Source organism: Sphingomonas desiccabilis, assembly GCF_004135605.1.
GTDB lineage: Bacteria > Pseudomonadota > Alphaproteobacteria > Sphingomonadales > Sphingomonadaceae > Sphingomonas > Sphingomonas desiccabilis.
In genome coordinates this window covers 486936-511265 of sequence record NZ_SDPT01000002.1, presented here as the reverse complement: position 1 = coordinate 511265, position 24330 = coordinate 486936, and the positions used below count along the sequence as shown (strand labels likewise).

General features: G+C 69.4%; 27 protein-coding genes. 13 read left to right on the top strand and 14 right to left on the bottom strand.

All coding sequences use genetic code 11. From position 1 onward, the window contains the following. Nucleotides 1-62: 62 nt before the first annotated feature. Nucleotides 63-911 (bottom strand): metal-dependent hydrolase, encoded by an 849-nt coding sequence (locus EO081_RS10595; RefSeq protein WP_129341902.1) that lies wholly within the window; start codon nucleotides 909-911, stop codon nucleotides 63-65. A 42-nt stretch (nucleotides 912-953) separates the two neighbouring features. On the opposite strand from EO081_RS10595, the gene EO081_RS10590 reads away from it, so the two are divergent. The 9 genes from EO081_RS10590 (at nucleotide 954) to EO081_RS10550 (ending at nucleotide 9887) form a co-directional block, all read left to right on the top strand. Continuing rightward, nucleotides 954-1565, top strand: a complete 612-nt coding sequence (locus tag EO081_RS10590; RefSeq protein WP_129341901.1) for a TetR/AcrR family transcriptional regulator — start codon at nucleotides 954-956, stop codon at nucleotides 1563-1565. Between the two features lie 9 nt (nucleotides 1566-1574). Next, nucleotides 1575-2621: a GTPase ObgE gene (gene obgE, locus EO081_RS10585; protein WP_129341900.1), complete on the top strand. Its 1047-nt coding sequence runs from the start codon at nucleotides 1575-1577 to the stop codon at nucleotides 2619-2621. 15 nt (nucleotides 2622-2636) lie between these two features. Then, complete coding sequence (proB, locus tag EO081_RS10580) at nucleotides 2637-3755, top strand: glutamate 5-kinase (RefSeq protein ID WP_129341899.1); 1119 nt, start codon at nucleotides 2637-2639, stop codon at nucleotides 3753-3755. Continuing rightward, nucleotides 3752-4657 (top strand): NAD-dependent epimerase/dehydratase family protein, encoded by a 906-nt coding sequence (locus tag EO081_RS10575; protein WP_129341898.1) that lies wholly within the window; start codon nucleotides 3752-3754, stop codon nucleotides 4655-4657. Before proB ends, EO081_RS10575 begins: the two co-directional genes overlap by 4 nt. Nucleotides 4658-4728: 71 nt before the next feature. Further along, a complete protein-coding gene (locus tag EO081_RS10570; RefSeq protein WP_125958999.1) occupies nucleotides 4729-4974 on the top strand; it encodes an acyl carrier protein in 246 nt (81 codons plus the stop codon). Between the two features lie 61 nt (nucleotides 4975-5035). Next, nucleotides 5036-6298 carry a serine palmitoyltransferase gene (spt, locus tag EO081_RS10565; RefSeq protein WP_129341897.1) on the top strand — a complete coding sequence of 421 codons (1263 nt, stop codon included), beginning with the start codon at nucleotides 5036-5038 and terminating at the stop codon, nucleotides 6296-6298. A gap of 387 nt (nucleotides 6299-6685) precedes the next feature. Beyond that, the gene (lptF, locus tag EO081_RS10560) at nucleotides 6686-7885 is read left to right on the top strand and encodes an LPS export ABC transporter permease LptF (protein WP_183947932.1); all 1200 of its coding nucleotides are present in this window, start codon (nucleotides 6686-6688) and stop codon (nucleotides 7883-7885) included. After that, entirely contained in the window at nucleotides 7882-8979 is a 1098-nt protein-coding gene (gene lptG / locus EO081_RS10555; RefSeq protein ID WP_240697635.1) for an LPS export ABC transporter permease LptG, read from the top strand. The genes lptF and lptG overlap by 4 nt, the downstream gene beginning before the upstream one ends. Before the next feature lie 134 nt (nucleotides 8980-9113). Next, nucleotides 9114-9887, top strand: a complete 774-nt coding sequence (locus EO081_RS10550) for an energy transducer TonB (RefSeq protein WP_129341896.1) — start codon at nucleotides 9114-9116, stop codon at nucleotides 9885-9887. Between the two features lie 230 nt (nucleotides 9888-10117). Here EO081_RS10550 and EO081_RS10545 read toward each other — a convergent pair whose 3' ends face one another. Continuing rightward, nucleotides 10118-11215: a fatty acid desaturase family protein gene (locus EO081_RS10545; RefSeq protein ID WP_129341895.1), complete on the bottom strand. Its 1098-nt coding sequence runs from the start codon at nucleotides 11213-11215 to the stop codon at nucleotides 10118-10120. A 172-nt stretch (nucleotides 11216-11387) separates the two neighbouring features. On the opposite strand from EO081_RS10545, the gene EO081_RS10540 reads away from it, so the two are divergent. Next, nucleotides 11388-12542, top strand: coding sequence for an N-acetyltransferase (locus EO081_RS10540; protein WP_129341894.1), 1155 nt, complete (start codon nucleotides 11388-11390; stop codon nucleotides 12540-12542). Between the two features lie 48 nt (nucleotides 12543-12590). Here the strand turns inward: EO081_RS10540 and EO081_RS10535 are convergent, their stop codons facing one another. Continuing rightward, the gene (locus EO081_RS10535) at nucleotides 12591-12881 is read right to left on the bottom strand and encodes a hypothetical protein (protein WP_129341893.1); all 291 of its coding nucleotides are present in this window, start codon (nucleotides 12879-12881) and stop codon (nucleotides 12591-12593) included. Nucleotides 12882-13143: 262 nt separating this feature from the next. Between EO081_RS10535 and EO081_RS10530 the strand changes: the two genes are divergently transcribed. Then, the gene (locus tag EO081_RS10530; protein WP_129341892.1) at nucleotides 13144-13668 is read left to right on the top strand and encodes a DUF1697 domain-containing protein; all 525 of its coding nucleotides are present in this window, start codon (nucleotides 13144-13146) and stop codon (nucleotides 13666-13668) included. Between the two features lie 159 nt (nucleotides 13669-13827). Here the strand turns inward: EO081_RS10530 and EO081_RS10525 are convergent, their stop codons facing one another. The 8 genes from EO081_RS10525 to EO081_RS10490 all read right to left on the bottom strand — a co-directional run bounded on the left by EO081_RS10525 (nucleotide 13828) and on the right by EO081_RS10490 (nucleotide 21686). After that, entirely contained in the window at nucleotides 13828-14361 is a 534-nt protein-coding gene (locus EO081_RS10525; protein WP_129341891.1) for a hypothetical protein, read from the bottom strand. Nucleotides 14362-14493: 132 nt separating this feature from the next. Continuing rightward, nucleotides 14494-15288, bottom strand: coding sequence for a transporter (locus EO081_RS10520; protein WP_240697634.1), 795 nt, complete (start codon nucleotides 15286-15288; stop codon nucleotides 14494-14496). Next, nucleotides 15285-16055, bottom strand: a complete 771-nt coding sequence (gene xth, locus EO081_RS10515; RefSeq protein ID WP_129341890.1) for an exodeoxyribonuclease III — start codon at nucleotides 16053-16055, stop codon at nucleotides 15285-15287. Before xth ends, EO081_RS10520 begins: the two co-directional genes overlap by 4 nt. Nucleotides 16056-16064: 9 nt before the next feature. Continuing rightward, entirely contained in the window at nucleotides 16065-16406 is a 342-nt protein-coding gene (erpA, locus tag EO081_RS10510) for an iron-sulfur cluster insertion protein ErpA (RefSeq protein WP_129341889.1), read from the bottom strand. A gap of 83 nt (nucleotides 16407-16489) precedes the next feature. After that, the gene (locus tag EO081_RS10505) at nucleotides 16490-17674 is read right to left on the bottom strand and encodes a M23 family metallopeptidase (protein WP_129341888.1); all 1185 of its coding nucleotides are present in this window, start codon (nucleotides 17672-17674) and stop codon (nucleotides 16490-16492) included. 111 nt (nucleotides 17675-17785) lie between these two features. Then, nucleotides 17786-18580, bottom strand: a complete 795-nt coding sequence (locus EO081_RS10500) for a ferritin-like domain-containing protein (RefSeq protein ID WP_129341887.1) — start codon at nucleotides 18578-18580, stop codon at nucleotides 17786-17788. Next, nucleotides 18577-19038, bottom strand: coding sequence for a peroxiredoxin (locus EO081_RS10495; RefSeq protein WP_129341886.1), 462 nt, complete (start codon nucleotides 19036-19038; stop codon nucleotides 18577-18579). The genes EO081_RS10500 and EO081_RS10495 overlap by 4 nt, the downstream gene beginning before the upstream one ends. Next, nucleotides 19035-21686, bottom strand: coding sequence for a bifunctional [glutamine synthetase] adenylyltransferase/[glutamine synthetase]-adenylyl-L-tyrosine phosphorylase (locus EO081_RS10490; protein ID WP_240697633.1), 2652 nt, complete (start codon nucleotides 21684-21686; stop codon nucleotides 19035-19037). Before EO081_RS10490 ends, EO081_RS10495 begins: the two co-directional genes overlap by 4 nt. A gap of 153 nt (nucleotides 21687-21839) precedes the next feature. Between EO081_RS10490 and EO081_RS16860 the strand changes: the two genes are divergently transcribed. Next, on the top strand, nucleotides 21840-21992 hold the full coding sequence (locus EO081_RS16860; protein WP_165284599.1) for a hypothetical protein: 153 nt from the start codon (nucleotides 21840-21842) through the stop codon (nucleotides 21990-21992). Between the two features lie 163 nt (nucleotides 21993-22155). Here the strand turns inward: EO081_RS16860 and EO081_RS10485 are convergent, their stop codons facing one another. The 3 genes from EO081_RS10485 to EO081_RS10480 form a co-directional block, all read right to left on the bottom strand. Continuing rightward, nucleotides 22156-22788, bottom strand: coding sequence for a sigma-70 family RNA polymerase sigma factor (locus EO081_RS10485; RefSeq protein WP_125959013.1), 633 nt, complete (start codon nucleotides 22786-22788; stop codon nucleotides 22156-22158). A gap of 111 nt (nucleotides 22789-22899) precedes the next feature. Then, on the bottom strand, nucleotides 22900-23034 hold the full coding sequence (locus EO081_RS17200; protein WP_260153890.1) for a hypothetical protein: 135 nt from the start codon (nucleotides 23032-23034) through the stop codon (nucleotides 22900-22902). 36 nt (nucleotides 23035-23070) lie between these two features. After that, nucleotides 23071-23871 carry a response regulator gene (locus tag EO081_RS10480; protein WP_129341884.1) on the bottom strand — a complete coding sequence of 267 codons (801 nt, stop codon included), beginning with the start codon at nucleotides 23869-23871 and terminating at the stop codon, nucleotides 23071-23073. 269 nt (nucleotides 23872-24140) lie between these two features. On the opposite strand from EO081_RS10480, the gene EO081_RS10475 reads away from it, so the two are divergent. After that, nucleotides 24141-24326 (top strand): NepR family anti-sigma factor, encoded by a 186-nt coding sequence (locus tag EO081_RS10475; RefSeq protein ID WP_129341883.1) that lies wholly within the window; start codon nucleotides 24141-24143, stop codon nucleotides 24324-24326. Nucleotides 24327-24330 lie beyond the last annotated feature (4 nt).

Genomic DNA, 24330 nt, shown 5'->3' with positions numbered 1-24330 from the left:
ACGCCGTCTCGACAAGCTCGACGGCACCTCGAGGCGAACGGGTATTGGGAAGGGATCTCGCCCTACGCCACCGCCGGCCGCGCCGCCGCGAACTCGCTGTCGGCCTTGTTGATCAACGCGCGATCGTCGTGGTTCCAGGGGTGGAAGCCCGGCAGGAAGAAGGCGATCCACGGCCGCACCAGGCTGCGCGCGACGCCGGGCCGGACGAACGCATAGCGGAACAGCCGCCACTTCACGCCCGCGCCCTTCAGCCCGTCCTGCTCCAGGAGGTCGAGGATGCCGCGGGTGCGGCCGCTCAGGAAGCGGGCGGTGACGATCAGCATCGCATGCGCCTTCACCATCCAGCGCCGCCAGCGGCTCCAGTCGCGGGTAGCGTGCATCCACACGTCATAGGCGACACCCTTGTGCTCGATCTCCTCGATCGCGTGCCAGCGCCACAGGTCCGCAGCGCTCTGGTCGCCGCCTTCCAGGTGGCGGGGATCGGCGAGGATCGCGTGCGCCAGGATCGCGGTGAAATGCTCGAGGCACAGGGTCGCGGCCAGCGACACGCTCGGCGGCCGGCTGCGGGCGATCGCCAGCTCCTCGTCCACCCGCGCCTCCAGCCGCGACACGTCATAGCCCTGTTCGGTGACGTGGCGGTTGAACGCGACATGCTCGCGGGTGTGGATCGCCTCCTGGCGGGTGAAGGCGGCGATTTCCCCGGCCAGCCGCGGCGACACGCCCTCGCGGAAGCGCCGCACGCTTTCGATGAAGAACGCCTCCCCCTTGGGGAAGGTCACCGACAGCGCGTTGAACAGCGCGGTCCCGATGGGATCGTCGTTCAGCCACCAGCGCCGGCGCGCCTGCCCGCGCCCGAAGCGCAGGTCGCGCGGCGTGATCGTCAGGTCGGCGGGAGTCTTTGCCTTCGTCATGAAAATCCTCCAATCAGAAGGAGCTATGTACTACTTACACCCATGTCAATAACACGCCGGCGCCTGTCGTCGGCGCAATCGCGGGAGGCGGCGCTCGACGCCGCCCGCGCGCTGCTGGTCGAAAGCGGCCCGCAAAGCGTGACGCTGAAGGCGGTGGCCGCGCGGATCGGCCGCACCCATGCGAACCTGCTCCACCATTTCGGCTCGGCGGCCGGGCTGCAGGAGGCGCTGGTCGAGCGCATGGCCGCCACCATCACTGCCGAGATCGGCGCGGCGGCGCTGCGGGCGCGCAGCAAGGGCGATCCGACCGAGGTGGTGGACCTCACCTTCGACGCCTTCGGCCACCAGGGTGCCGGCGCGCTTGCCAGCTGGATGATCCTGTCGGGCAACCACCAGCTGCTCGATCCGGTGCTGGACGCGATCCATCGCCTGGTCGACACGCTGGCGACCGACTCCGGCCTGGGCGACCTGCCGCTTGCCGACGAGACGCTGCACCTCGTCCTGATCGCGCTCGGCGACGCGCTGCTCGGCGGCGCCATGGCCAAGGCGCTGGGCCTGCCGCGCGACCGTGCCCGCGCGCTCGCCCGCCAGCGGCTGCTGTCCTCCTACGGCGACCTGAACGCGACGGTGGATAAAAGCCCCGCGCGCACGTAAAGCGGCGCCATGCATTTTCTCGATCAAGCCAAGATTTTCGTGCGCTCCGGAACGGGCGGCCCCGGTGCCGTCGGCTTCCGCCGCGAAAAGTTCATTGAATATGGCGGCCCCGACGGTGGCGACGGCGGCAAGGGCGGCGACATCGTGTTCGAAGCCGTTCCCGGTCTCAACACGCTGATCGACTTTCGCTACACCCAGCATTTCCGAGCCCAGCGTGGCAAGGGCGGTTCGGGCTCGAACAAGACCGGCGGCGGCGGCGACGATCTGGTCATCCAGGTGCCGGTGGGAACCCAGGTCCTCGCCGAGGACAAGGAGACCGTGCTGCTCGACTTCACCCGCGCCGGCCAGCGCGAGGTGTTCCTGCGCGGCGGCGACGGTGGCCGCGGCAACGCCAGCTACAAGACCTCGACCAACCGCGCGCCGCGCCAGCACGGCACCGGCTGGCCGGGTGCCGAGGCGTGGGTGTGGCTGCGCCTGAAGCTGCTGGCCGACGTCGGTCTGGTCGGCCTTCCCAACGCGGGCAAGTCGACCTTCATCAACGCCGTCACCAACGCCCAGGCCAAGGTCGGTGCCTATGCCTTCACCACCACCCGCCCGCAGCTGGGCGTGGTCAGCCATAAGATGCGCGAGTTCGTGATCGCCGACATCCCCGGCCTGATCGAGGGTGCGGCCGAGGGCGCGGGCATCGGCGACCGCTTCCTGGGGCACATCGAGCGCTGCCGCGTGCTGCTGCACCTGGTGGACGCCAATGATGCGGACGTGGCCGAAAGCTATCGGATCGTGCGCGACGAGCTCGAGAACTATGGCGCGGGCCTCACCGACAAGCGCGTGATCGTCGTGCTCAACAAGATCGACACGCTGGACGACGAGCTGATCGCAGCACTTTCGGCCGAGCTGGAAGAGGCGAGCGGCGCGCCGGTGATCCCGATGTCGGGGGCCAGCGGCGTCGGCGTCGACTGGGTGCTCGACCAGTTGATCGAGCTGATGGATCCGGAAAACAAGCAGGTCGAGGACAGCGACGAGGGCGAGGACCCGATCGAATGGTCGCCGATCTGACGCGCGCCTGATCCCATGTCGCTGTTCGCCCCCGCCGCCTGCCCGCGCCTGGTGGTCAAGGTCGGGTCCGCGCTGCTGGTCGACGCCGGCGGCGCGATCCGGCGCGACTGGCTGGGCGGCCTGATCGCCGACATCGCCGAGCGCCACGCCGCCGGCCAGCAGGTGATCGTCGTCTCCTCCGGCGCGATCGCGCTCGGCGCCCGGCGGTTGGGGCTGCCCAAGGGCGGCCGTGCCAGCCTGGAGGATGCGCAGGCGGCCGCTGCCACCGGGCAGATCGCGCTTTCGGGCGCCTGGGCCGAGCTGCTCGGCGACCGGGGGCTCACGGCCGCACAGCTGCTGGTGACGCTGGACGACCTGGAGCAGCGCCGCCGCTACCTGAACGTCGCCGCCACGCTCGGCCGGCTGCTGACGCTAGGCGTCGTGCCGGTGGTCAACGAGAACGACAGCGTCGCCACCGAAGAAATCCGCTTCGGCGACAACGACCGGCTCGCCGCGCGCGTCGGCCAGGCAGCGAATGCGGACGGCGTGGTGCTGCTGTCCGACATCGACGGGCTCTACGACCGCAATCCCACCCATGATCCGGATGCGCGCTTCATCGAGCGGGTGGAGCGGATCGATGCGGCGGTGGAGGCAATGGCCGACACCCGCTCCGCCTCCGGCATGGGATCGGGCGGCATGGTGTCCAAGGTGCAGGCGGCCCGGATCGCGACCGCGGCGGGCGCGCACCTCGCCATCGCATCGGGCCGGGTCGAGCGTCCCTTGTCGCGCTTCGCCGACAGCGGGCGGGGCACCGTGTTCGTCGCCCGCCCTGCCCAGCCCGCGCGCAAGGCCTGGCTGCAGGGGCGGCTCGTCGCCGGCGGCACCATCCACATCGACGCCGGCGCTGCCGCCGCGCTCCAGGACGGGCGCAGCCTGTTGCCGGCCGGTGCCACCCGCGTCGAAGGGCGGTTCGCGCGCGGCGACCTGGTGATGATCCTGGACGAGGCCGGCCAGCCGGTCGCCCGCGGCTTGAGCGAATATGACGCGGAGGAGGCGGTGCGCATCGTCGGCCGCCGCAGCGACGAACTCGAGGCAATCCTGGGGCACGCGCCGCGCACCGCGCTGGTCCACCGCAACCATATGGTGGTCGCATGAGCGTCCTTGCGTTCACCGGCGCCACCGGCTTCGTCGGCCGCCGTACCCTCGCGCTCGCGCGGGAGGCCGGGCACAGCGTCCGCGCGCTCACCCGCCGGCCGCAGCCGCCGCAGGCGGGCGTCACCTGGGTGGCGGGCGCACTCGACACGCCGGACGCGCTCGCCGAGCTGGCGATCGGAGCCGATGCGGTGATCCACGTCGCCGGGGTCGTCAACGCACCCACGCCGGACGGCTTCACCCGCGGCAACGTCGACGGCACCTGCGCGATCCTGTCCGCCACGCAAGCCGCCGGCATCCGCCGCTTCGTCCACGTCTCCTCGCTCGCCGCGCGCGAGCCGGGCCTGTCGCTCTACGGCCGCTCCAAGGCGGGGGCCGAGGATGCGGTGCGCGCCTCCCCGCTGGCCTGGACGATGGTACGCCCGCCCGCCGTCTACGGCCCGGGCGACCTGGAGATGCTGGAGCTGTTCCGCGCCGCCCGGTGGGGCGTGGTGCCGATGCCGCCCGCCGGCCGGCTGTCGCTGATCCACGTCGACGACCTCGCCCGCCTGCTGCTGGCGCTTGCCGGCGAGGACCCCGGCCGCACCGTCTACGAGCCCGACGACGGCACGCCCGGGGCCTGGACCCACGCCGGCTTCGCCCGCGCGATCGGCACCGCCGTCGGCCGCCGCGTCGTCCCGCTGTCAGTGCCCGCAAGCGTGCTGCGGCTGAGCGCGCGCCTCGACCGGCTGGCGCGCGGGCCCAAGGCAAAGCTCACCCCGGACCGCGCCGCCTATATGGCGCATCCCGACTGGACCGCCTCTTCCGACGCGCGCCCGCCCGAAGCGCTGTGGCGCCCGCGGATCGCGACCGCCGACGGCCTCGCCGCCACCGCGGCATGGTATCGCGCCAACCGGCTGCTATAGAGCGCCAAAATCGTGCCGGATTTCTGCGCCACGCAGCCCAGGAACCGCCCCATCTGCAAAGGACGCCCCCTGTGAGCGATCGCGCCGCCATTTTCGACACCGTCTCCCGCCTGATCGAGCCGTTCAACAAGAAGGGCGTGGCGCTGACCGAGACCACCACCTTTGCCGGCGACCTCGAATGGGACAGCCTGACCGTGATGGACTTCGTGGCGGCCGTAGAGGACGAGTTCGACATCCTCATCACCATGAACATGCAGGCGGAAATCGAGACCGTCGGTCAGCTCACCGACGCCGTCGCCAAGCTCAAGCAGGACTAACGCCGTTCGGGCGGGCCGGCGCGCGCCGGAACCGCCCGATGGTGTCCCCAGGAAAACACAGATGACCGAAGCCGCCGCCACCCAGCACCAGCTCCCCGTCGATCCGCCGGCCGCCGCGCCGGAGCGCGACCTGATGAGCAAGTTCGACGCGCTGATCGCCGAACGCCAGGCGCTGATCGACACCGGCGTGACCGATCCGTTCGCGATCGTCATGGAGCAGGTGAAGTCGCCGACGGAGGCGGTGATCGCCGGCCGCGACACGATCCTGCTCGGCACCTACAACTACATGGGCATGACGTTCGACCCGGACGTGATCCAGGCCGGCAAGGACGCGCTCGACCAGTTCGGATCGGGCACCAACGGCAGCCGCATGCTCAACGGCACCTTCCGCGACCATATGGAAGTCGAGCAGGCGCTGCGCGACTTCTACGGCGTGTCGGGCGCGATCGTCTTCTCGACCGGCTACATGGCCAACCTCGGCATGATCTCGACGCTGGCCGGCAAGGGCGACTACGTCATCCTCGACGCCGACAGCCACGCCTCGATCTACGACGGCTGCAAGCAGGGCTATGCCGAGGTCGTCCGCTTCCGTCACAACGACATCGCCGATCTCGACAAGCGGCTCGGCCGTCTGCCCAAGGATGCCGGCAAGCTCGTCGTGCTGGAGGGCGTCTATTCGATGCTCGGCGATGTCGCGCCGCTCAAGGAGATGGTCGCCGTCGCCAAGAAGCATGGCGCGATGGTGCTGTCCGACGAGGCGCATTCGATGGGCTTCTATGGCCCCAACGGCCGCGGCGTGTACGAGGCGCAGGGCTGCGAGGGCGACGTCGACTTCATCGTCGGCACCTTCTCCAAGTCGGTCGGCACCGTCGGCGGCTTCTGCGTGTCGAACCACCCGAAGTTCGAGGCGATCCGGCTTGCCTGCCGCCCGTACATCTTCACCGCCTCGCTGCCGCCGAGCGTGGTCGCGACCGCCGCCGTCTCAATCCGCAAGCTGCAGCACGCCCACGAAAAGCGCGCCCGGCTGTGGGAAAGCGCGCGGACGCTGCACGCGGGGCTGAAGGAGATGGGCTTCCGCCTCGGCACCGAGACGCCAGACTCCGCGATCCTCGCGGTGATCCTGGAGGACCAGACCCAGGCGGTGGCGATGTGGCAGGCGCTGCTCGACGGCGGCCTCTACGTCAACATGGCCCGCCCGCCCGCGACCCCGGCCGGCACCTATCTGCTGCGCTGCTCGCTGTGTGCCGAGCACACGCCGGAGCAGATCCAGAAGGTGCTGGGCATGTTCGAGGCCGCCGGCAGGGCGGTGGGCGTTCTGGCGTAAGGCGCCGCGCCCCCCCAGCCATCCGCGTACCCCGGCGAAGGCCGGGGTCCAGGTGCGAAGGCGGGTGTTGCGTTGCGCTCCCTCGCCAAACCTTCCCAACTGGGCCCCGGCCTCCGCCGGGGTACGGCGTCCCCCTGGCGGCAGTCCTTCTCGTGCTCCTGCGAAGGCAGGAGCCCAGGGCCCCGGGAACAACCCGCCGTTGCCCTGCCGGACCTTGGATCCCTGCCTGCGCAGGAATACGGGATTGTGTGGGATAGCGCCGCGCATGCGCATGACGGGTGGTGGACTGCGCGGGACCAACACCGATCGAGGGGCTGGCACAGGCCCGCCCCTCCGCTATAGCTGCGGGATTCCGCCAACCGTCCTCGAAAGCACATCGCCCCCCGCATGAAGTCGATCGATCGCTACATGGCGCGGCTCATCGCGGTGCCGCTGTTCTCGACGCTGATCATCGCGGCGATGCTGCTGGTGCTCGACCGCATGCTTCGGCTGTTCGACTTCGTCGCGTCCGAGGGCGGCCCGGTGAGCGTGGTGTGGCGGATGCTCGCTAATCTGCTGCCGGAATATCTGGGGCTCGGCATCCCGATCGGCCTGATGCTGGGCGTGCTGCTCGCCTTCCGCAAGCTCGCCACCACGTCGGAGCTCGACGTGCTGCGCGGCGTCGGCATGAGCTATGGGCGGCTGCTGCGCACCCCCTATCTCTACGCGATCGCACTGGCGCTGCTGAACCTCACCATCGTCGGCTTCGTCCAGCCCTGGGCGCGCTACAATTACGAGGGGCTGCGGTTCGAGCTGCGCTCGGGCGCGCTCGGCGCGTCGATCAAGATCGGCGAGTTCACCAACCTCGGCAACCGCATGACGCTGCGCATCGAGGAGAGCCATGAAGGCGGCGCCGAGCTGCGCGGCATCTTCGTGCGGGTGGCGCGGCCGAACGGCGGCTGGCTGGCGGCCACCGCCGAGCGCGGCCAGTTCCTGGCCACCGACGACCCCAACACCATTATCTTCCGCCTGACCAACGGCACGCTGCTCCACGACCAGCCGGGCTTCCGCACGCCGCGCACGCTGAGCTTCAGCTCGCACGACCTGCCGATCGACCTGCCCAAGTTCGGCAACTTCCGCGCGCGCGGCGGCCGCGACCTGGAGCGCACGCTGCCGGAGCTCGCGATCATCGGCCGCGACCAGGGCCAGACGGCGGAGACCCGCGCCAGCGCGCGCGCGAACTTCCACTTCCGCCTGGTGGAGGTGGCGACCATGTTCCTGCTGCCGATGCTGGCGCTGGCGCTGGGGGTCCCGCCCAAGCGCTCGACCTCGGCGCTCGGCGTGTTCCTCTCGATCGTGATGATCGTCACCTATCACAAGGTGAACGAATATGCCGAAGCCTTCGGATCGCTGGGACGCGTGGATCCGCTGATCGCGCTCTGGGGGCCGTTCCTGATCTTCGCCGGGCTGGTGTTCTGGATGTACTATACGATCGCCCATGTGCCCGGCGGCCAGCCGATCGGCGCCCTGGAACGCATGTTCGACAAGGGGCTGAAAGCCTTGGTGCGCTATCTTCCCGGCCGCCGCCGGCGGGAGAAAAGGGCATGAAGGCGAACTCGCCCTTCCCGTCCAAGACGGTCGCGCTCTACATGGTGCGGCTGTTCCTGGTGCGCACCTTCGGCATCCTCGCCGCCCTGGTGCTGGTGCTCCAGGCGCTCGACCTCTTGAGCGAGAGCGCCAAGATCCTCGCCTATCCCGGCAACACCGACGCGCAGGTCTGGCACTATGTGTCCATGCGCATGCCGCAGATCATCGCGCGCTTCCTGCCCTTCTCGGTGCTGCTCGGCACGATCCTGACGCTGATGCAGCTCAACCAGAACAGCGAGGTCATCTCGATGAAGGCGTCGGGGCTGTCGGCGCACCAGGTGCTCGCGCCGCTGCTGGTCGCGAGCCTGGGGGTCGCCGCCATCTCCTTCCTGTTCAACGACCGCATCGTCTCGCGCGCCACCGCCACGCTCACCCAGTGGGAAAAGGTCGACTACGGTCCCCTGCCGGTCGACAGCGGCACCCGCGGCAACGTGTGGGTGCGCGACGGCGCCAACCTGATCCGGGTCGATCGCATCGACGGCCGCGGCAATGCGGCGGTGCTGAGCGGCATCACCGTCTACGAGCGCCAGGGCGGCCGGCTGCTGTCGATCCTGACGGCCAAGCAGGGCCGGTTCAATGGGCGCGAGTGGCGCGTGGACGGCGCGACCCGCTTCACCGTCGCCACCGGCAGGATGGAGCAGCTCGGCACGCTGCACGCCGCTTCGGGCGTGCGGCCCGACCAGTTCACGCTCGCGACCGTCGATCCCGACAGCCTCTCGTTCGAGGCGCTGCGCCAGGCGATCGCCGACCTGGAAGCCGCCGGCCGGCCGACCAAGGCACTCGACGGCGCGCTGTGGCACAAGCTGTCGAGCCCGCTCTCCTCGGTGCTGATGCCGCTGCTGGGCGCGGTCGCCGGCTTCGGCGTGGCGCGTTCCGGCCGATTGTTCGTGCGCGCGGTGATCGGCATGGCGCTGGGCTTCGCCTATTTCGTCGCCGACAATTTCGCGCTCGCGATGGGCAATCTCGGCGCCTACCCGCCGTTCCTCGCCGCCTGGGCGCCCTTCCTGCTGTTCCTGCTGATCGGCGAACTGGTGCTGATCCGGACGGAGGAATAGCCGGGTTCGTTCCGGCGCAAGGAACGACGTGGCGAGCCATTCGCGTTCCGCCGCCCACCATCCGTCTATCCTGTTGATGGGGGAAGGTCGCTCGCACCACAACGGGCGTATCCGGCGCGGAACCTGGGGGATAGATGATCTGGATTCTCGCATTGCTGGCGGCACCATCTGCGCCGGCGGAACTTGCGCCGGCAGGACCGTGGGCGGTGTCGACCGAGGAGGTCGGTTGCCGAGTGATCCGACCCTATGGACCCGATAACGCGGTCGAGGTCGGATTCGAGACGATCGTGACCAGTCGCCGAAGGACGCTGCTGCTTGCCGCCCCCAAGAGGTCGCTTCCGGATGCGATCGGCGAGACGCGCGTGTCGCTCGGCGGGGGCGAGGACCTTCGCCTGAACTATGGGGCCTTCGCGATGCGCGATTCCGGGCGGCGTCTGCTGAAGCTGTTTCCGGATGAGGGAGCGTTGCGACAACTCTCCGACGCGACCTCGATGAAGGTTGGGAAGGCCGACGCACCGACTCTCAAGATGACCGGCACGGCCGCCGCCCTGCAGGCGCTCGACACCTGTACGACCGAGCTTCTACAATCCTGGGGCGCCGACCCGCAGCTCTATCTGCAGAACAGGATGGCCGGCATCATCGGTTCCACCGCTGCCCCCTTCACCCGCGAAACCTACCCAGCGGAGGCGCGTACCGCCGGCGTGTCCGGTCGGGTCGTGCTCCTGCTCCACACGAAGGTCGATGGCAGCGTTGCACGATGCACTGTCGTCGCCAGTGCCGACGAGCGACTGAACGCGGGCAGTTGTGCCGTCGCGGTCTCGCGCGTCCGCATGAAGCCTCCTCTCGATGCTCAGGGCAAGCCGATGGAGAGCTACGGCGTGCTGCCGGTAAACTGGTCGAACCCGTAAGCCGCCGCGCCCCAGGGATCGAGGGCAAGCTTGGCGCACAGGCAGCGCGGAGTTTCCGCCGTCATCCTCATGCCTGCGAAGATCGCTAGGCTCGAGCGCCCTCGGCCACCGTCCGTGCCCTCTCCATTCTCCCGCAAACAGTAGGCGCCAATCCCAAGCGCGCCTCTCCGCCCAAACGGAAAAGGGCGGTCCGATCGGACCGCCCTTTCGTTTCCTCAAACCCCGACCCGTTAGCGCCGGATCATCGTGCTCCGGCCGATGCGGTGCATCAGGCCCAGCGCGCTGCGGTAGCTCGCCTTGTGATAGGGCGAGCCCTCTTCCAGCACCGCGCTCAATCGGCGGTGCGCCTCACCCAGCGCGTGGTAGGGCAGGCTCGGCAGCAGGTGATGGAGCGCGTGGTAGCGCAGGCCCACCGGCGCCCACAGCCCCGGCAGCAGCGACGGCGGGGGGACGTTCACCGAGTCGAGATACTGGGCCGTCACCGTCATCTGTTCGCCTTCGTTCTCCCACAGGTGCGCCACGAGCGTGCGGACCTGGTTGAGCAGCGCCACCGCCGACCCGATGCCCAGGCCGATCAGGAAGCCGCGCATCGGGATCACGCCGGTTGCGACCAGCGCGACCAGCGCGATCGCCCAGACGCTCGCCGCGGCGTCGAGGCGATCGAAGAGCACCCGCTGCTCGCCGGCCGGGATGCGGCGGCGGAACGACGGGTTGATCGACAGCGACGAATAGCGCGCGATCACCAGCTCGCGCAGCTTGGGCGACAACCAGGACAGCGGCGACAGGATCGCGAACCGGATCAGGAGGCCGATCGGCGCCAGCAGCGACACCAGGATGAACACCGGCAGCGTCCACGGCTTCATCAGCGCCAGCGGCAGATATTCGGGATCGTCCGCGGTGCCGTAGCGGGTCTTGGCGTGGTGCAGGTTGTGCACGCCCTCGTACATGAAGGACGGCACCAGCATCGGGATGCCCGCGATCAGGTTCCAGCCGAGCCGGAAGCCCGGCAGCGCCGAATGCTTCATGTGGCTCACTTCGTGGATGAAGAGCAGCGCGCGGTACAGTGCGAGCACCGACACCACCGCCGCCAGCACCGTGACCACCGTAGAGGACGCGAGCACCGCCACCACCAGCGCGCCATAGCCCAGCACCGCCGAGCCGATCAGGTCGCCCCAGTAGAGGGTGCGGCTCGGCGCGTTGAGGTCGCGCGTCAGCTCGGCCGCCGTACGCAGCATCGTCTTGTCGTCGAGGATGCGCGGCTTGGGCTGGACGACACGGGCGTCCGCCGATCCGGCCGCATCCCGCGAAAGGGCAAGCGTGGGTTCCATGACCTGTTCCATAGCGCTGAGATAGTGGCGACAGCGTGGCATGTGTAGGCATCGGAACATGCCGGCTTGATGACTTGAATCAATCACTGTGACGGGCCCGGTCGATCCCTCCCCTCGCCTTCCGTCCCCCGCGACGCTACACGCCAGCCATTCCATTCTTCCGGAGGCATGCGTGGCCACCCAACCGACGATCCGTCCCGTCCAGTCGAAGGCGGACCGCAAGGCGTTCATCGACCTACCCTTCCGCCTCTATGCGGACGACCCGCAGTGGGTCCCGCCGCTCAAGAGCGAAGTGGCCGGGCAGATCGATCCCAAGAAGAACGGCTGGTTCAGCCACGCCGAGGTGCAGCTGATGCTGGCCGAGCGGGACGGCCGGGTCGTCGGCCGCATCTCCGCGCATCTCGACACGCTCGCGCTCACCATGCCGGCCGAACAGGGCTTCGGCCCCGGCACCGGCTTCTGGGGCATGTTCGAGGCGGAAGATGCCGTCACCGCCGCCGCCCTGATCGAGGCGGCCGAGGCGTGGCTGCGGGACAAGGGCATGACGCGCGCCGTCGGCCCCGTCAGCCTGTCGGTCTGGGAGGAGCCCGGCCTGCTGGTGAAGGGCCATGAGCAGAGCCCTACCGTGCTGATGGGCCACCATCGGGCCGAGTATCAGGGCTGGGTGGAGGCCGCCGGCTACCAGCCCGCCAAGCAGCTCGTCACCTATGAGCTGGACATCACCCAGTCCTTTCCGCCCATCGTCAACCGCATCATCCAGTCGGGCGAGAAGAACGACCGCATCCGCATCCGCAAGGTCGACAAGTCGCGGTTCGACGAGGAAGCGGCGGTGATCCTGGGGATCCTCAACGATGCGTGGTCGGACAACTGGGGCTTTGTGCCGCTCACCCAGCCCGAGATCGACGATGTCGGCAAGAAGCTGAAGCCGATCGTGTTCGAGGACCTGATCCGAATCGCGGAGCTGGACGGGCAGCCGGTGGCGTTCATGATCACGCTTCCGGACATGAACGAGGCGATCAAGCCGCTCAACGGCTCGCTCCTCCCGTTCGGCTGGGCCAAGCTGCTGCTGTGGCTGCGCAAGCCCAAGGTGCGGACGATGCGCGTTCCGCTGATGGGGGTGGTGAAGCGGCTGCAGTCGTCGCGGATGGCGAGCCAGCTGGCCTTCATGATGATCGAATATATCCGCCGCGATGCCGTTGCCCATTATGGCGCGTCGCGCGGCGAGATCGGCTGGATCCTGGACGACAACCAGGGGATGATCGCGATTGCGGACGCGATCCAGAGCCGGATCAATCGCGTCTACCAGGTCTATCAGCGCACGCTGTAGCGCGCGGCGGCGGTGCCGGGGGCGGGCCCTGCCCCCGGCCTACCGTCTTCAGCGGGGCAGATAGTCGAGCGGATCGACGCCGTCGCGCAGCCAGTCTTCACGGGTCTGGCACTGGCGGCGCGGCAGCAGCGAGCCGGTGATCCTGGTCTCGGCGCAATAGCGGGTCTCGCGCTTCGCCTTGGTGCCGGGCTTCGACGGGGTCGTGGCGGTGTCCACGCTTTGGGCGGTGCTGGAAGTGGCGGGGGCCGGCACGGTGCGCGGCTCGGCCATGGCCGGGGCCGCGACAGTGGCAACGCCCAGAACGAGGGCGGCGGCGGCGGCAACAACACGGATGGTCATGATCGTCTCTCCCTGAACAAGCAGCCAGCTGGCTGACAAAAGGGGTAGTGCATCATGCGTGCCAAACAGTGGCCATGCGCCTTTTCAATGACTTAGCCGACGCGCCCCCTTGCTCCGGCGCTTCGCGCCGCCGAACCATGGCGCGTTTTGCCGACAGGTGGCGCGATTTCCAAAGAGGCGGCTCAGGCATCGACATGCGCTTCGGCAGTGGCTGTCCCGACGGCCTGTGGTACGCGTCGGAAGGCAACAACAGCAGGTCGCCATGTCTAGTCACGTCGCACTGTTGCGCGGCATCAACGTCGGCGGTCATCGGCGGGTGCCGATGGCCGAACTTCGGATGCTGGCGGACGACGCAGGGTTCCGGGATGCCCGCACCTATGTGGCGAGCGGCAACCTGGTGCTGGCGAGTGACGTCCCCGCCGCGGCGATCGAAGCGGTTCTGGAACAGGCGATCGCGCAGCGCTTCGGCTTCGCGGTGGACGTGGTCGCGCGTTCGGCAGTCGAATGGCGGGCGTATCTGGCCGACCAGCCCTTCGGGTCGGAGGGAGAAGCGGAACCGAACCTGGTGATGCTCTGCGTGGGCAAGCAGCTGGCGACACACGAGGACGCCGCCGCTCTGCGCAGCCGCGCCGGTCCCCGCGAGCGGGTCGAGCTTCGGGGCGACGCGCTGTGGCTCTATTTCGGTGACGGCGCCGGGCGCTCGAAAATGGGATTGGGCCCGGGCGGCGGCATCTGGACGACCCGCAACCTGCGCACGGTGCGCACCATCGCCGGCATGCTCGACTAGATTGCAGACCCGTGACGCCGGCCGTCACTTTCGAGCCTGTCACGACCGTGCCAGAGACGCGATTAGCGGCGCGATCTGACGGCTGCTTCCCACCGTTTCCGACCGTTCCTGCACGGATACGAATGAACGGCCGGAAGCGCCCAAGAGCGGACATGCTTCTCACATCGTCGGCTTGTCACTGTATCTCGAAGCAGCCGACGGGTGAACGCGATAGCCATGGGGCGTCCTTACAAGATCACTGCGTAGAGGTATGGTTTGGTAATCGATGATTGGTAGCGATAATGTGGCCGGCCACCGGGCTTGAATTGCACGCATCGCTCTTCTCTGAAAACGATGGGCCAGTTCCTCGTTCTCACCTCGCGAGAACATGATCCAGACCTGACCGAGATGATCAGCCTGATCCATAATCGTCGCCCAAGCCTCTTTGTCATCTGATCCTCGCCATACGGCAGCGTGGATACTCATCTTGGCTTGGGGCATTGCAGCCCCTGTGTCTCGCAAATCTTCGTCGGTCGCCGCGTCTACGTGCGCTCCTTCAGCGCGCGCCGCATCACGTAGGATCGCTAGAAACGCGGCGCGATCCTTGGCCTGAGGAAGCGGGACCTCAAAGGCAGCAACAGTTTCGCTACTGACCGGCTGAGGCGCGACGCCGCACGCTGCGGCAGCAAGGACCATCGTGAGAAGTGCCAGCATCCTCATCAATCCAGGGTACCGCGGCCCTGCTGCTCGTCAATGACCGCTCCCCACCCACAATCGGCCGTTCAGCGCTCGATCCAGGAGCGGGCGTTCATGGGTTCACGGCGACGCTCACGGACGGCGCCGAGGTCAGAAGCGGCGGGCGACCCCGGCGTAGAGGCGCAGGTCCGGCGTGTCGTGGTTCAGGCCGAAGGCGGTGCCGACATCCAGCTGCGTGTCGTCGTTCGCCATCCAGGCCAGCGCCAGGGCGCCGCGGACGGTGGTGGCAGGCTCGACCGGATCGTCGTCGCGCCGGACCTCGCCTTCCAGCGTGGTCGTGAGCGCGTCGGTCAGCTCCAGTTCCAGGCCGACGATGGTGCCATAGGCCAGGTGCCGGCCGCGGCCGTCCTCGTCGACCTGGGCCGCCACTTCCGGCGTCCATTCGAGCGTGAGCGTGTCGCCCAGCGCATAGGCGACGGGCACAATCAGGCTCGCGCCCCAGTCGCCGCCGCCGATCGGCTGGCGCCCGACCGGCAGCGTCACCGACGGCTGCACCGCCCAGGAAAGGCCCGAGCCGTCCGGATTGGCGAGGTTCACGCGCGCGCCGAGCGTCACGTCGCCGACGCGATCCTTGCGCTCCGTCTCCCCCAGCACCCGGTCGCGCGTCACGTCGCGGCCATAGGGCTGCCATTCCAGCTGCAGCTCCGCGCGGTCGCTGATCCCGAAGCGCAGCAGCGTGTCCGCGACCAGCAGCGTATCGGTGCGTTCCTCGGCGCTGCGATCATGCTCCCAGTCGATCAGGGCGGTCTCGACCGAGATGGTGCCCTTCTCGACCACGCACGGGTTTTCCCCCAGGCCCGGACGGGTCGGACAATAGTCCCGCGCCTGGGCAGCCGCCGGCATCAGCAGCGCGGCGGCGAGTGCCGCCCGCCCAACCCGACTCAACGCAGGCGCACCCAGGTCGGCGCGTGGTCGCTCGCCTTTTCGCGGCCGCGATACTCCTTGTCGACGCCGGCGTCCTGAATCCGGTCGGCGGCGATGGGGCTCAGCAGCAGGTGGTCGATGCGAAAGCCCGCGTCGCGCTGCCAGGCGCCGGCCTGATAGTCCCAGAAGGTCCACACCCCGCCCTTGGGGAAGCGGGTGCGCAGTGCATCGGTCCAGCCCTGCGCCACCAGCGCGCGATAGCCCTGGCGCGACTCCGGCTGCATCAGCGCGTCGCTCGCCATCGCACGCACCGAATAGACGTCGTCGTCGTTGGGGATGACGTTGTAGTCGCCCGCCAGCACCACCGGCCGCTCCTCGGCGAGCAGGGCGCGGGCGCGATCGGACAGCCGCTCGATCCAGCGCAGCTTATAGTCGAACTTGGGGCCGGGCACCGGATTGCCGTTGGGCAGATAAATCGACGCGATCACCACGCCGTCGACCTCGGCCTCCAGATAGCGGCTGTGTTCGTCCTCCGGCTCGCCGGCAAGGCCACGCTGGCGCTCCACCGGATCGGCGCCCCGGGCGAGCACGGCGACGCCGTTGAACCCCTTCTGCCCATGCCAAACGGCGCCATACCCCGCCGCGCGGATCTCCGCCTCGGGAAAGGTCTCGTCGCTGGACTTGAGCTCCTGCAGGCAGACGACGTCGGGCGTCTGCTCGGCGAGATACTCCAGCAGGCGCGGCAGGCGCGCCTTGATGCCGTTGACGTTGTAGGTGACGATGCGCACGCGGGGGCGTCAGATCGAGAAGCTGGTGCCGCAGCCGCAGCCCGACGCGGCATTGGGGTTCTCGACCTTGAACGCGGCGCCGCCCAGCGACTCCACGAAATCCACCTGCGCGCCGCGCACCAGGTCGAGGCTCATCGAATCGACGACCAGCCGGACGCCGTCGGTCTCGGTGACGCTGTCATCGCCCTCCGGGCCATCGGCCAGGCCGAAGCGGTACTGGAAGCCGGAACAGCCGCCGCCCTCGACGGACAGGCGCAGGATGGCGGGCTTGCCCTGACGCGCGGCGATCGCGGCGACACGCGCCGCGGCGGATGGCGTCAGGCCGACTTCGGAAACGGGGATGGTGGCCATGGGCCGGAGATAAGAGGTACGGGGGCCATCGGCAACCATGGTCGCCGTGGCCCCTCTCCTCTCCGTCTCGGGAAGTCGTGCGATCAGTTCGCCGGGCCGCCGACGGCCTGCTGGCGGTTGCGCGCCGCGCGATCCTGCGCCGCCAGCAGCTGGTCGCCGGCCTGCAGATAGGGGATCGGGTTCACGGCGGCGCCGTTGATGCGCACTTCGTAATGAAGGTGGCTGCCGGTCGAGCGGCCGGTCGAGCCCATCAGGCCGATCAGCTGGCCGCGGCGCACGCGGGTGTTCGGGCCCACCAGGATCTTCGACAGGTGCCCGTAGCGGGTCTGGATGCCCTTGCCGTGGTTGAGCTCGACCAGGTTGCCGTAGCCGCCCGCGCGCTGCGCCCGGCCGACGATGCCGTCGGCGGTGGCATAGACCGGCGTGCCGATCGGCCCCGGAAGGTCGATGCCGGCGTGCATCGCGGCGGTGCCGCGGAACGGATCCGAGCGGACACCGAAGTTGCTCGACAGCTTGATGTTGTCGACCGGCTGGAGCGACGGGATCGCGATCGCAGCCTGCTCGAGCGTGTCGAGCTTCTTCCAGGTCATGAAAAGGTTGCGGAACTGGGCGTCGGCCTCGCTCGACGCTGCGGTGACGGCGGCGGCTTCCGTCGTGCTCACCGGCTCATAGGGGCCGCCCATCGCGAGCTTTTCGGGGCGCAGGCCCAGCTTGCGGAGCTGCTTGGCGGTCTCGGCATAGCGCTCGGCGGTGACTTCCTGCGCCTTGGCGGCAAGCTCTGCCTGGCGCTGCTCGGCGCGCTGGAGCGGCGCGGTCACGCTCGCCACCGCCTTGCTGCCCTGCGGCAGGGGGGCAAGCGCGGCATCGGCGAGCGCGGCCGGATCGCCCTCGCCCGTCAGCACCGCGGCGATCATCGCCTGGCGCTGGTCGATGCGGGCGGCGTGGGCAGCGGCGACCTGGCGCAGCTCGGCGACATTGGCCTCCATCACGCGGACCCGCTGCTGCATCTGGGCGACGCTGGCAGCCTGCTCGGCCTTCGGGGCGAGGCCGGCGGCGACCACGGTGTCCACCGCGGCATTCGCGACGCCATAGCCGGAGAAGCCGATGGTCATCACCGCAAAGGCCGCGGCAACCGCCTGGGTGCGGGCCGCGATGCGGACCCGGCGGCGGGTGCGGCCGTCGTGCAGAATGAAATCGCGAAAGGTGAAGAAACGACGGAACCGCTGAGCAATCGCGGCGTTGGCTGAGACGACGTTGCTGATGGTCATACTGAGTCCGGCGATCCGAGTTTCGCGAGCAGTCTTGCGGCCGTTCGCACTTCATCGATGTCTCAGCTGCAGCCCCTCCGCGCCTTGACGAGCGTTGATTGACCTGACGGGTCAGCTTTCTGCAAGCGGCTCGTAGTAATCGCGCGTCAGACCGGCACACGCACGCGCCGAATCGTTGAACGGTGGCTTAACGGCCCCGCGGAAGTGCCGCCGTACCAGCGTCTGCCAATGCGGCGCGGGAATGATTCGCTCGATTTTACAACGATGTTGGAACCATCGGGTGCCGGCGGAAACATGCCGGATTTCATCCGTGTAGATGCGGTGGAGGATGCGCGCGGTGGCCTCGTCGCCCCCTGCCCGCGCCCGCTCCACGGTAGCCGGCGTGACGTCCAGGCCGCGCGCCTCCAGCACCATCGGCACCACCGCCAGCCGCGCCAGCGCATCGTGCGCGGTCTCGATCGCGGCGTCCCACAGCCCGTCGTGCGCCGGCAGCGCGCCATAGTGGCTGCCGAGGTGGCGGAGCCGCCGTTCGAGCACGGCGAAGTGCATCGCCTCGTCCGCGCCGACCCCGATCCAGTCGTCGGTGAAACCGCGCGGGAACTCGGCCCCGAAGCGTCCGGCGGCGTCGAACGCCAGGTCGATCGCCACGAACTCGATGTGCGCCAGCGCGTGCAGCAGCGCCAGCCGCCCGCGCTCCGACCCGCCCTTGCCGCGCTTGGGCATGCGGTTGGGCGGCAGCAGTTCCGGCCGCTCGGGCCGGCCCGGCCGGTCCGGCATGGCGACGTCGAACGCGAACGCCAGGTCGCCCCGCCGCCATGCCCGCGCCGCCGCCCGCGCCCGCTTCACCTTGATGCGCGGGTCGGCGGTCTCCAGAACCGCGCGGCAGGCCTCGGCAATGCTCGTCATCCGGCCGCCTTCACCGTGCGGGCGGCGGCCAGCACCGCCTCGGCATGGCCGGGCACCTTCACCTTGCGCCACGCCTGGACGAGCCGCCCCTCGGCATCGAAGAGGAAAGTCGCCCGCTCGATTCCCATGTAGCTGCGGCCGTAGAGCTTCTTCTCGCCCCAGACGCCGAAGGCCTCGCACGCGGCGCCGTCGTCGCTCGCCAGCCGCACCGTCAGCCCGTGCTTGGCGATGAACCGCTCGAGCTTGGCGGGCGTGTCCTTGGACACGCCGATCACCTCGACGCCCGCCGCGCGGAACTGCGGCTGGAGATCGCCGAAGTCGATCGCCTCGCGCGTGCAGCCGGTCGTGTCCGCCTTTGGATAGAAATAGACCACCAGCGGCCGCACCGACGGAAGGTCGATGAGGGTCCCGTCGCTCGCCGTCAGCGTCACTGCCGGAATGGCATCGCCCTCGTTCATCCCGCGTCCTTCCCGTTGCTCACCGCCGCCCAGGCGGCGGCCACCCGTTGCCGCGCCGCGTCGAGCGAGGCAACCGCGCTCTCCCAGTCGGCCTGCCCGAGCGCCCGCGCGACCAGCGCCCGCGACGCCGGCGGCGGCAGCTGCGCGTCGGGCGCGACGAGGCGGAAGGTCACCAGCGCGCGCGTCAGCAGCGTATGCGCCTCCACCAGCCCGTGCGGGAGCAGCCCGGCCGCCTCCAGGGCCGCGGTCGCCCCCGGCAGGTCGGCATGGAAGCCGGTGCGATGGACCAGCTGGACGACGTGGACGGCGAATTCCAGGTCGACCAGCCCGCCGGGAGCGAGCTTCACGTCGAGCGGTCCGCTGCCCGGCTTGTGCCGCGCCATTTCCGCCCGCATCTCCCGCGCTTCGGCGACGATGTCGCGCTCCGGCCGGTCCCCTTCCAGCACCGCGCGGACGATGCCCGCCACCTGTTCGCGCGCACCTGCGGACCCGAACACCGGCCGCGCCCGCGTCAGCGCCATGTGCTCCCACGTCCAGGCGCTTTCCCGCTGGTAGCGGGCGAAGCCTTCCAGCGAGACCACCAGCGGCCCCTGCGCTCCCGACGGCCGCAGCCGCGTGTCGATCTCGTAGAGCGGGCCGGAGGCGGTCGCCACCGACAGCGCCGCCGTCACCCGCTGCGCCAGGCGGTTGTAGTAGAGGACCGCCCCCAGCGGCTTGGGCCCGTCCGACTCCGCGCGATAGTCGCCGGTGAAGAGGTAGACGAGGTCGAGGTCCGAGGCGTGGGTGAGCAGCCCCCCGCCCAGCCGGCCGAGCGCCACGATCACCAGCTCGCTGTCCGGGACCCGCCCGTGCTGGGCCGCGAACTCGGCCACGGTAGCGGCGACCAGCGTCTCGATCGCCGCCTCGGCCACCCGGGCGTAGCCGGCCGCCACGGTCATCGGATCGCTGGTGCCGGCGATGATCTGCGCCCCCAGGGCAAAGCGCTTCTCGCCCACGATCGCCCGGGCATGGTCGAGCACCGCCTCGTAGGAGGCCCCGGCCTCGCGCGGGACCATCCCGGCCGCAAGCTCTGCCACCTCGCCCACCGGCTCCAGCGCGCTTGCATCAATCAGCCCGTCGAGCAGCGTCGCCCGCCGGGCGAGCGTCTCCGCCAGGGTCGGCGCATGGCAGAGGATCGCGCTCAGCAGCTTGGCGAGCGCCGGCTGCGCCTCCAGCAGGCGGAACAGGTTGATCGCGCTGGGCAGGCGCCCGAGCATGCCGTCGAGTCGGATCAGCGCCTGATAGGGATCGCTCGCGCTCGCCAGGCTGCTCAGCATCTCCGGCAGCGCCGCCTCCAGCGCGGTGCGCGCGGCCGGGCTGCGAAGCGCCGGATAGCGGCCGCTGCGCCAGTCGGCGATGCGCCGCGCAGCCTGGTCGGCCGGGTCGAAGCCGAGCTCGGCCAGCCGCGCCTCCAGCAGCTGCGCATCGCCCGGCACCGCTGGCCGGTCGCTCGCGCCCAGCGTGTCGTACACCGCCGCCACGCCCTCCACCCTCGGCCGCAGCAGGTCGAGCAGCGCGTCGCCGTCCGCAAGCCCGTGCAGCCGTGCGACATGGTCGAGCGCCTCCGGCGAGGTCGGCAGGCTGTGCGTCTGGCGATCGTCGATCATCTGCAGCCGGTGCTCGATCGTGCGGAACAGCGTGTAGCCCTCCGCCAGCGTCGCTGCCTGTTCGGGCGCGATCCAGCCGGCCTCGGCCAGCACGGCCAGCGCATCCAGGGTCGCCGGCGCCCGCAGCGCGCGGTCGCGGCCGCCGTGGATCAGCTGGTGCACCTGGGCGAAGAACTCGGCCTCGCGGATGCCGCCGCGCCCGCGCTTCAAGTCATAGCCGGGGCCGAATGCCTGGCCCTGGGCATAATGATCGCGGATCCGCCCGGAGATCTGCCGGATTTCGGCCACCGCGCCATAGTCGAGCGCGCGCCGCCACACGAAGGGGCGGATCGCGACCAGGAACCGCCGCCCCAGCGCCAGGTCGCCCGCGGCCGCCCGCGCGCGGATGAAGGCAGCCCGCTCCCACGGCAGCGCCTGCGATTCATAATAGCTGATCGCCGCCCCCACCGGCAGCGCGATCGGCGATGCCTCGGGCGCGGGGCGCAGCCGCAGGTCCACGCGCAGGACATAGCCGTCGCCATCGCGCGTCTGGAGCAGCTCGGTCGCGCGCCGGGCGATCTTGATCGCCGCTTCGTCCGGCGTCTCTCGGTCGCGGTGCGGCAGGGTCGCGCGGTCGAACAGCAGGATCGGATCCACATCGGACGAGTAATTGAGCTCGCGGCTGCCCTGCTTGCCGAGCGCGATCGCCACGAACCCCTGGGGCGCGGCACCCGGGGTTCGCTCCTCAATCGCGGCACGGATCGCCACGTCGAGCGCATGATCGGCAAAGGCGCTGAGCAGCCCCGTCACGCGGCGCAGGTCATAGGCGCCGGAAAGGTCGCCCAGCGCCACCAGCAGCGCCACGCGCCGCCGCTCGATCCGCAGCCGCCGCGCGACAGGCATGTCGGGATCGTCGATCCGCGCGTGGGCGAGCGGATCGTCTTCCCATGCGCCGTCGAGCAGCGGCGCCTCCAGTTCGAGCAGCCGGGCAAGAAACGGGGAGTGCTCCCGCGCACGGTGCATTGCCGAGTTCAGGTCCATGACCTCTGGTGCGCCGGTTCGGGACGCGGGCGCAACGACAAAAGCGCCAAGCGAAAGCAACAATTATCAAGATGTTGAGTTGTAAGCGCGATGGTTACTTCGCCACCCCGCCGGGCCCCGGATGCCGCTTCTGACGTGAGCAAGTCACGCGGCATCGTCGTGCGCCGCCCTCGCGCCCGCGATGCGATCGGGAACGCGCTTCGTCAGAGCTTTCACGGCTTCGAGGACGTGCCCGACGAGTTCACGCCCTATCTGCGCCAGCTGGACGGGATCTCGAACCGGCACTGACGAAAGCCTGCGACGACCGCTGTCCGCGGTCGTTTTCGGGCAGCGGCGATTTCCGGCGAACGGACGTGGCCGTGCCCCGCCCTAGGCAGGAGCCCGCGGCCACCGCTGCCGCGATCCTCGACCCGCGCCACGGCCGGCGCGGGCGCTTCGATGGAGAATGCCGTCAGCGGTCGCGGCTGAGTTCGTTGACCTCGCCCATGATCGCCTCGAGCGCGCTCTGCTCGCCGTTGCCCGGATGCGAGGCGCGGGTGGGAAGCTGGCCTTCGGTCAGCAGGGTTTCGAGCGCCACGCGGCCGCGGGCGACGCGGCTCTTGATGGTGCCCACCGCCACGTTGCAGATCTCGGCCGCTTCCTCATAGGCGAAGCCGCCGGCGCCGACGAGGATCAGCGCCTCGCGCTGCGGCTGCGGCAGGTGGAGCAAGGCGCGCTGCATGTCGGAAAGCTCGACGTGGCGATCCTGGCTGGCCGGGGCCGCCAGGATGCGGTCGGCGACCAGATCGTCCCACTCGCCCTTGAAGCGAGCGCGGCGCATCTGGGAAAGGTAGAGGTTGCGCAGGATGATGAAGGTCCAGGCGCGCATGTTGGTGCCGGCCTGGAAGCGCTGACGCGCCGCCCACGCCTTCAGCAGCGTTTCCTGGACAAGGTCGTCGGCGAGATCGCGGCTGCCGGAAAGCGAGCGGCCGAAGGCGCGCAGGTGCGGAATGACCTGCGCCAGCTGCTTCTTGAACTCAGGGTCGGACAGCGCGACGTGCTCGGTCGCACCAGTCTCTTCGCCCGTAACTTCCGGTTCAGTCATGAAAATCCGATCGGTGGGCGGCCGCAAGCTCGCGGCGGCGCCATGTTGCCAACATAGGGGATGCGTCCGTCGATTGCCAGCGGGCGCGCCGGCCGGACGCCCGGTCGCGGGTCAGGACCAGAGAATGATCGCGAAGATCACGATGACCAGCGCCAGCGACACCCCCAGGATGTAGCGGGTCATCCCGGGGGTCGTGCCCGCACGGGCACGATCGGTGTTCAGATGGGTTCGCTTATCGTCGACCATTCTGCCTAAACCCCCCAGGATCGTTTTGGCTCCGTATCAGATCGTCGGCACCGTCGACTGGTCGAAGAACAGCGCCTGGCTGATCGCCGCCTTGACGGTGGAACGCTGGAACGGCTTGGTGATGAGGAACGTCGGCTCCGGCCGCTCGCCGGTCAGCAGCCGCTCCGGGAACGCCGTGATGAAGATCACCGGCACGTTGAACTCGGCTAGGATGTCCTTGACCGCATCGATGCCCGAGCTGTCGTCGGCAAGCTGGATGTCGGCGAGCACCAGGCCCGGGCGATCCTCCATCGCCAGCGCGACCGCCTCGTCGCGGGTGACGGCGACGCCGGTCACGTCATGGCCCAGGTCGCGCACGATGGTTTCCAGGTCCATCGCGATCAGCGGCTCGTCCTCGATGATCATCACGCGCGAACGGGTCTGCGCCTCGATCTCGCGCAGCGCCTCGGCCACCAGCGACTCCACTTCTTCTTCGCTGCTGTCGATCAGATAGGCCGTGTCCTCGTTGGTGAAGCCTTCCATCGCGGTCAGCAGCAGCGCCTGGCGCGACAGCGGGGCGATGCGGGCGAGCCGGGCCCGCGCGATCGCCTCCTGGTCCCCGCTCGCCTGTTCGCGCGCGGCGTCTTCTGCCGGGTGGGTCGACGACCAGATCGCCTGGAAGGTACGATAGAGGCCGAGCCGGGGATCGACGTCCCGCGGGAATTCCTCGGGCGCCGCCACGATCGCCTCCAGGGCGGCGCGCACGTAGCGGTCGCCTTCCGACTGGCTGCCCGTGAGCGCACGACCGTAGCGCCGCAGGAAAGGAAGATGCGGCGCCAGTTGCTGTCCAAGCGACATGATCGGGTAGGTCTCCTCCAGAGGTGGACGGCCATTCTGGGGAGCCGTCCAAACGTTTGCAATTCACTTTCACGACGGCGGAAGAGACGCTCTCCCCCGATTTCGCGTCGGTGTTGGAACCAACGAGGACGAATTTGGTTTCACGCCATGCGCCGGTGCTTTGCCTGCATGCGGATGCGGGCAGCCCCTGCATGCATCCATCGGGTTGGCGTGGCCGCATTTGTTCATGTAGTGCACGGCACGGGTGCCGCGCTTAGGGGGCTTAGGGTGTGCAGTTGGTGACGGGTTCGAACGAAACGGAACGGCAGGAACGCGCCGCAACCGCGGACGGCAAGCAGAAGCCTGAGGAAGGCAAGCAGAAGAACGTCGGCGACGCGCTGCGGGCTGTCTATCAGGATGCCGCTGGGGAAGAGATCCCCGACGAGATGCTCGACCTGCTCAGCAAGCTGAAATAGCGCC

Bases quoted from the DNA above. Each gene is read 5' to 3' on its own strand.
- EO081_RS17200 (WP_260153890.1), bottom strand. From the start codon at position 23,034: ATGGTCGACGATAAGCGAACCCATCTGAACACCGATCGTGCCCGTGCG.
- EO081_RS10545 (WP_129341895.1), bottom strand. From the start codon at position 11,215: ATGGAACCCACGCTTGCCCTTTCGCGGGATGCGGCCGGATCGGCGGAC.
- proB (WP_129341899.1), top strand. From the start codon at position 2,637: ATGTCGCTGTTCGCCCCCGCCGCCTGCCCGCGCCTGGTGGTCAAGGTC.
- EO081_RS10500 (WP_129341887.1), bottom strand. From the start codon at position 18,580: ATGACGAGCATTGCCGAGGCCTGCCGCGCGGTTCTGGAGACCGCCGAC.
- EO081_RS10480 (WP_129341884.1), bottom strand. From the start codon at position 23,871: ATGTCGCTTGGACAGCAACTGGCGCCGCATCTTCCTTTCCTGCGGCGC.
- EO081_RS10575 (WP_129341898.1), top strand. From the start codon at position 3,752: ATGAGCGTCCTTGCGTTCACCGGCGCCACCGGCTTCGTCGGCCGCCGT.
- EO081_RS10590 (WP_129341901.1), top strand. From the start codon at position 954: ATGTCAATAACACGCCGGCGCCTGTCGTCGGCGCAATCGCGGGAGGCG.
- EO081_RS10490 (WP_240697633.1), bottom strand. From the start codon at position 21,686: ATGCACCGTGCGCGGGAGCACTCCCCGTTTCTTGCCCGGCTGCTCGAA.
- EO081_RS10505 (WP_129341888.1), bottom strand. From the start codon at position 17,674: ATGACCATCAGCAACGTCGTCTCAGCCAACGCCGCGATTGCTCAGCGG.
- lptG (WP_240697635.1), top strand. From the start codon at position 7,882: ATGAAGGCGAACTCGCCCTTCCCGTCCAAGACGGTCGCGCTCTACATG.
- EO081_RS10595 (WP_129341902.1), bottom strand. From the start codon at position 911: ATGACGAAGGCAAAGACTCCCGCCGACCTGACGATCACGCCGCGCGAC.
- lptF (WP_183947932.1), top strand. From the start codon at position 6,686: ATGAAGTCGATCGATCGCTACATGGCGCGGCTCATCGCGGTGCCGCTG.
- EO081_RS10485 (WP_125959013.1), bottom strand. From the start codon at position 22,788: ATGACTGAACCGGAAGTTACGGGCGAAGAGACTGGTGCGACCGAGCAC.
- EO081_RS10535 (WP_129341893.1), bottom strand. From the start codon at position 12,881: ATGACCATCCGTGTTGTTGCCGCCGCCGCCGCCCTCGTTCTGGGCGTT.
- erpA (WP_129341889.1), bottom strand. From the start codon at position 16,406: ATGGCCACCATCCCCGTTTCCGAAGTCGGCCTGACGCCATCCGCCGCG.
- EO081_RS10530 (WP_129341892.1), top strand. From the start codon at position 13,144: ATGTCTAGTCACGTCGCACTGTTGCGCGGCATCAACGTCGGCGGTCAT.
- EO081_RS10525 (WP_129341891.1), bottom strand. From the start codon at position 14,361: ATGCTGGCACTTCTCACGATGGTCCTTGCTGCCGCAGCGTGCGGCGTC.
- obgE (WP_129341900.1), top strand. From the start codon at position 1,575: ATGCATTTTCTCGATCAAGCCAAGATTTTCGTGCGCTCCGGAACGGGC.
- spt (WP_129341897.1), top strand. From the start codon at position 5,036: ATGACCGAAGCCGCCGCCACCCAGCACCAGCTCCCCGTCGATCCGCCG.
- EO081_RS10495 (WP_129341886.1), bottom strand. From the start codon at position 19,038: ATGAACGAGGGCGATGCCATTCCGGCAGTGACGCTGACGGCGAGCGAC.
- EO081_RS10550 (WP_129341896.1), top strand. From the start codon at position 9,114: ATGATCTGGATTCTCGCATTGCTGGCGGCACCATCTGCGCCGGCGGAA.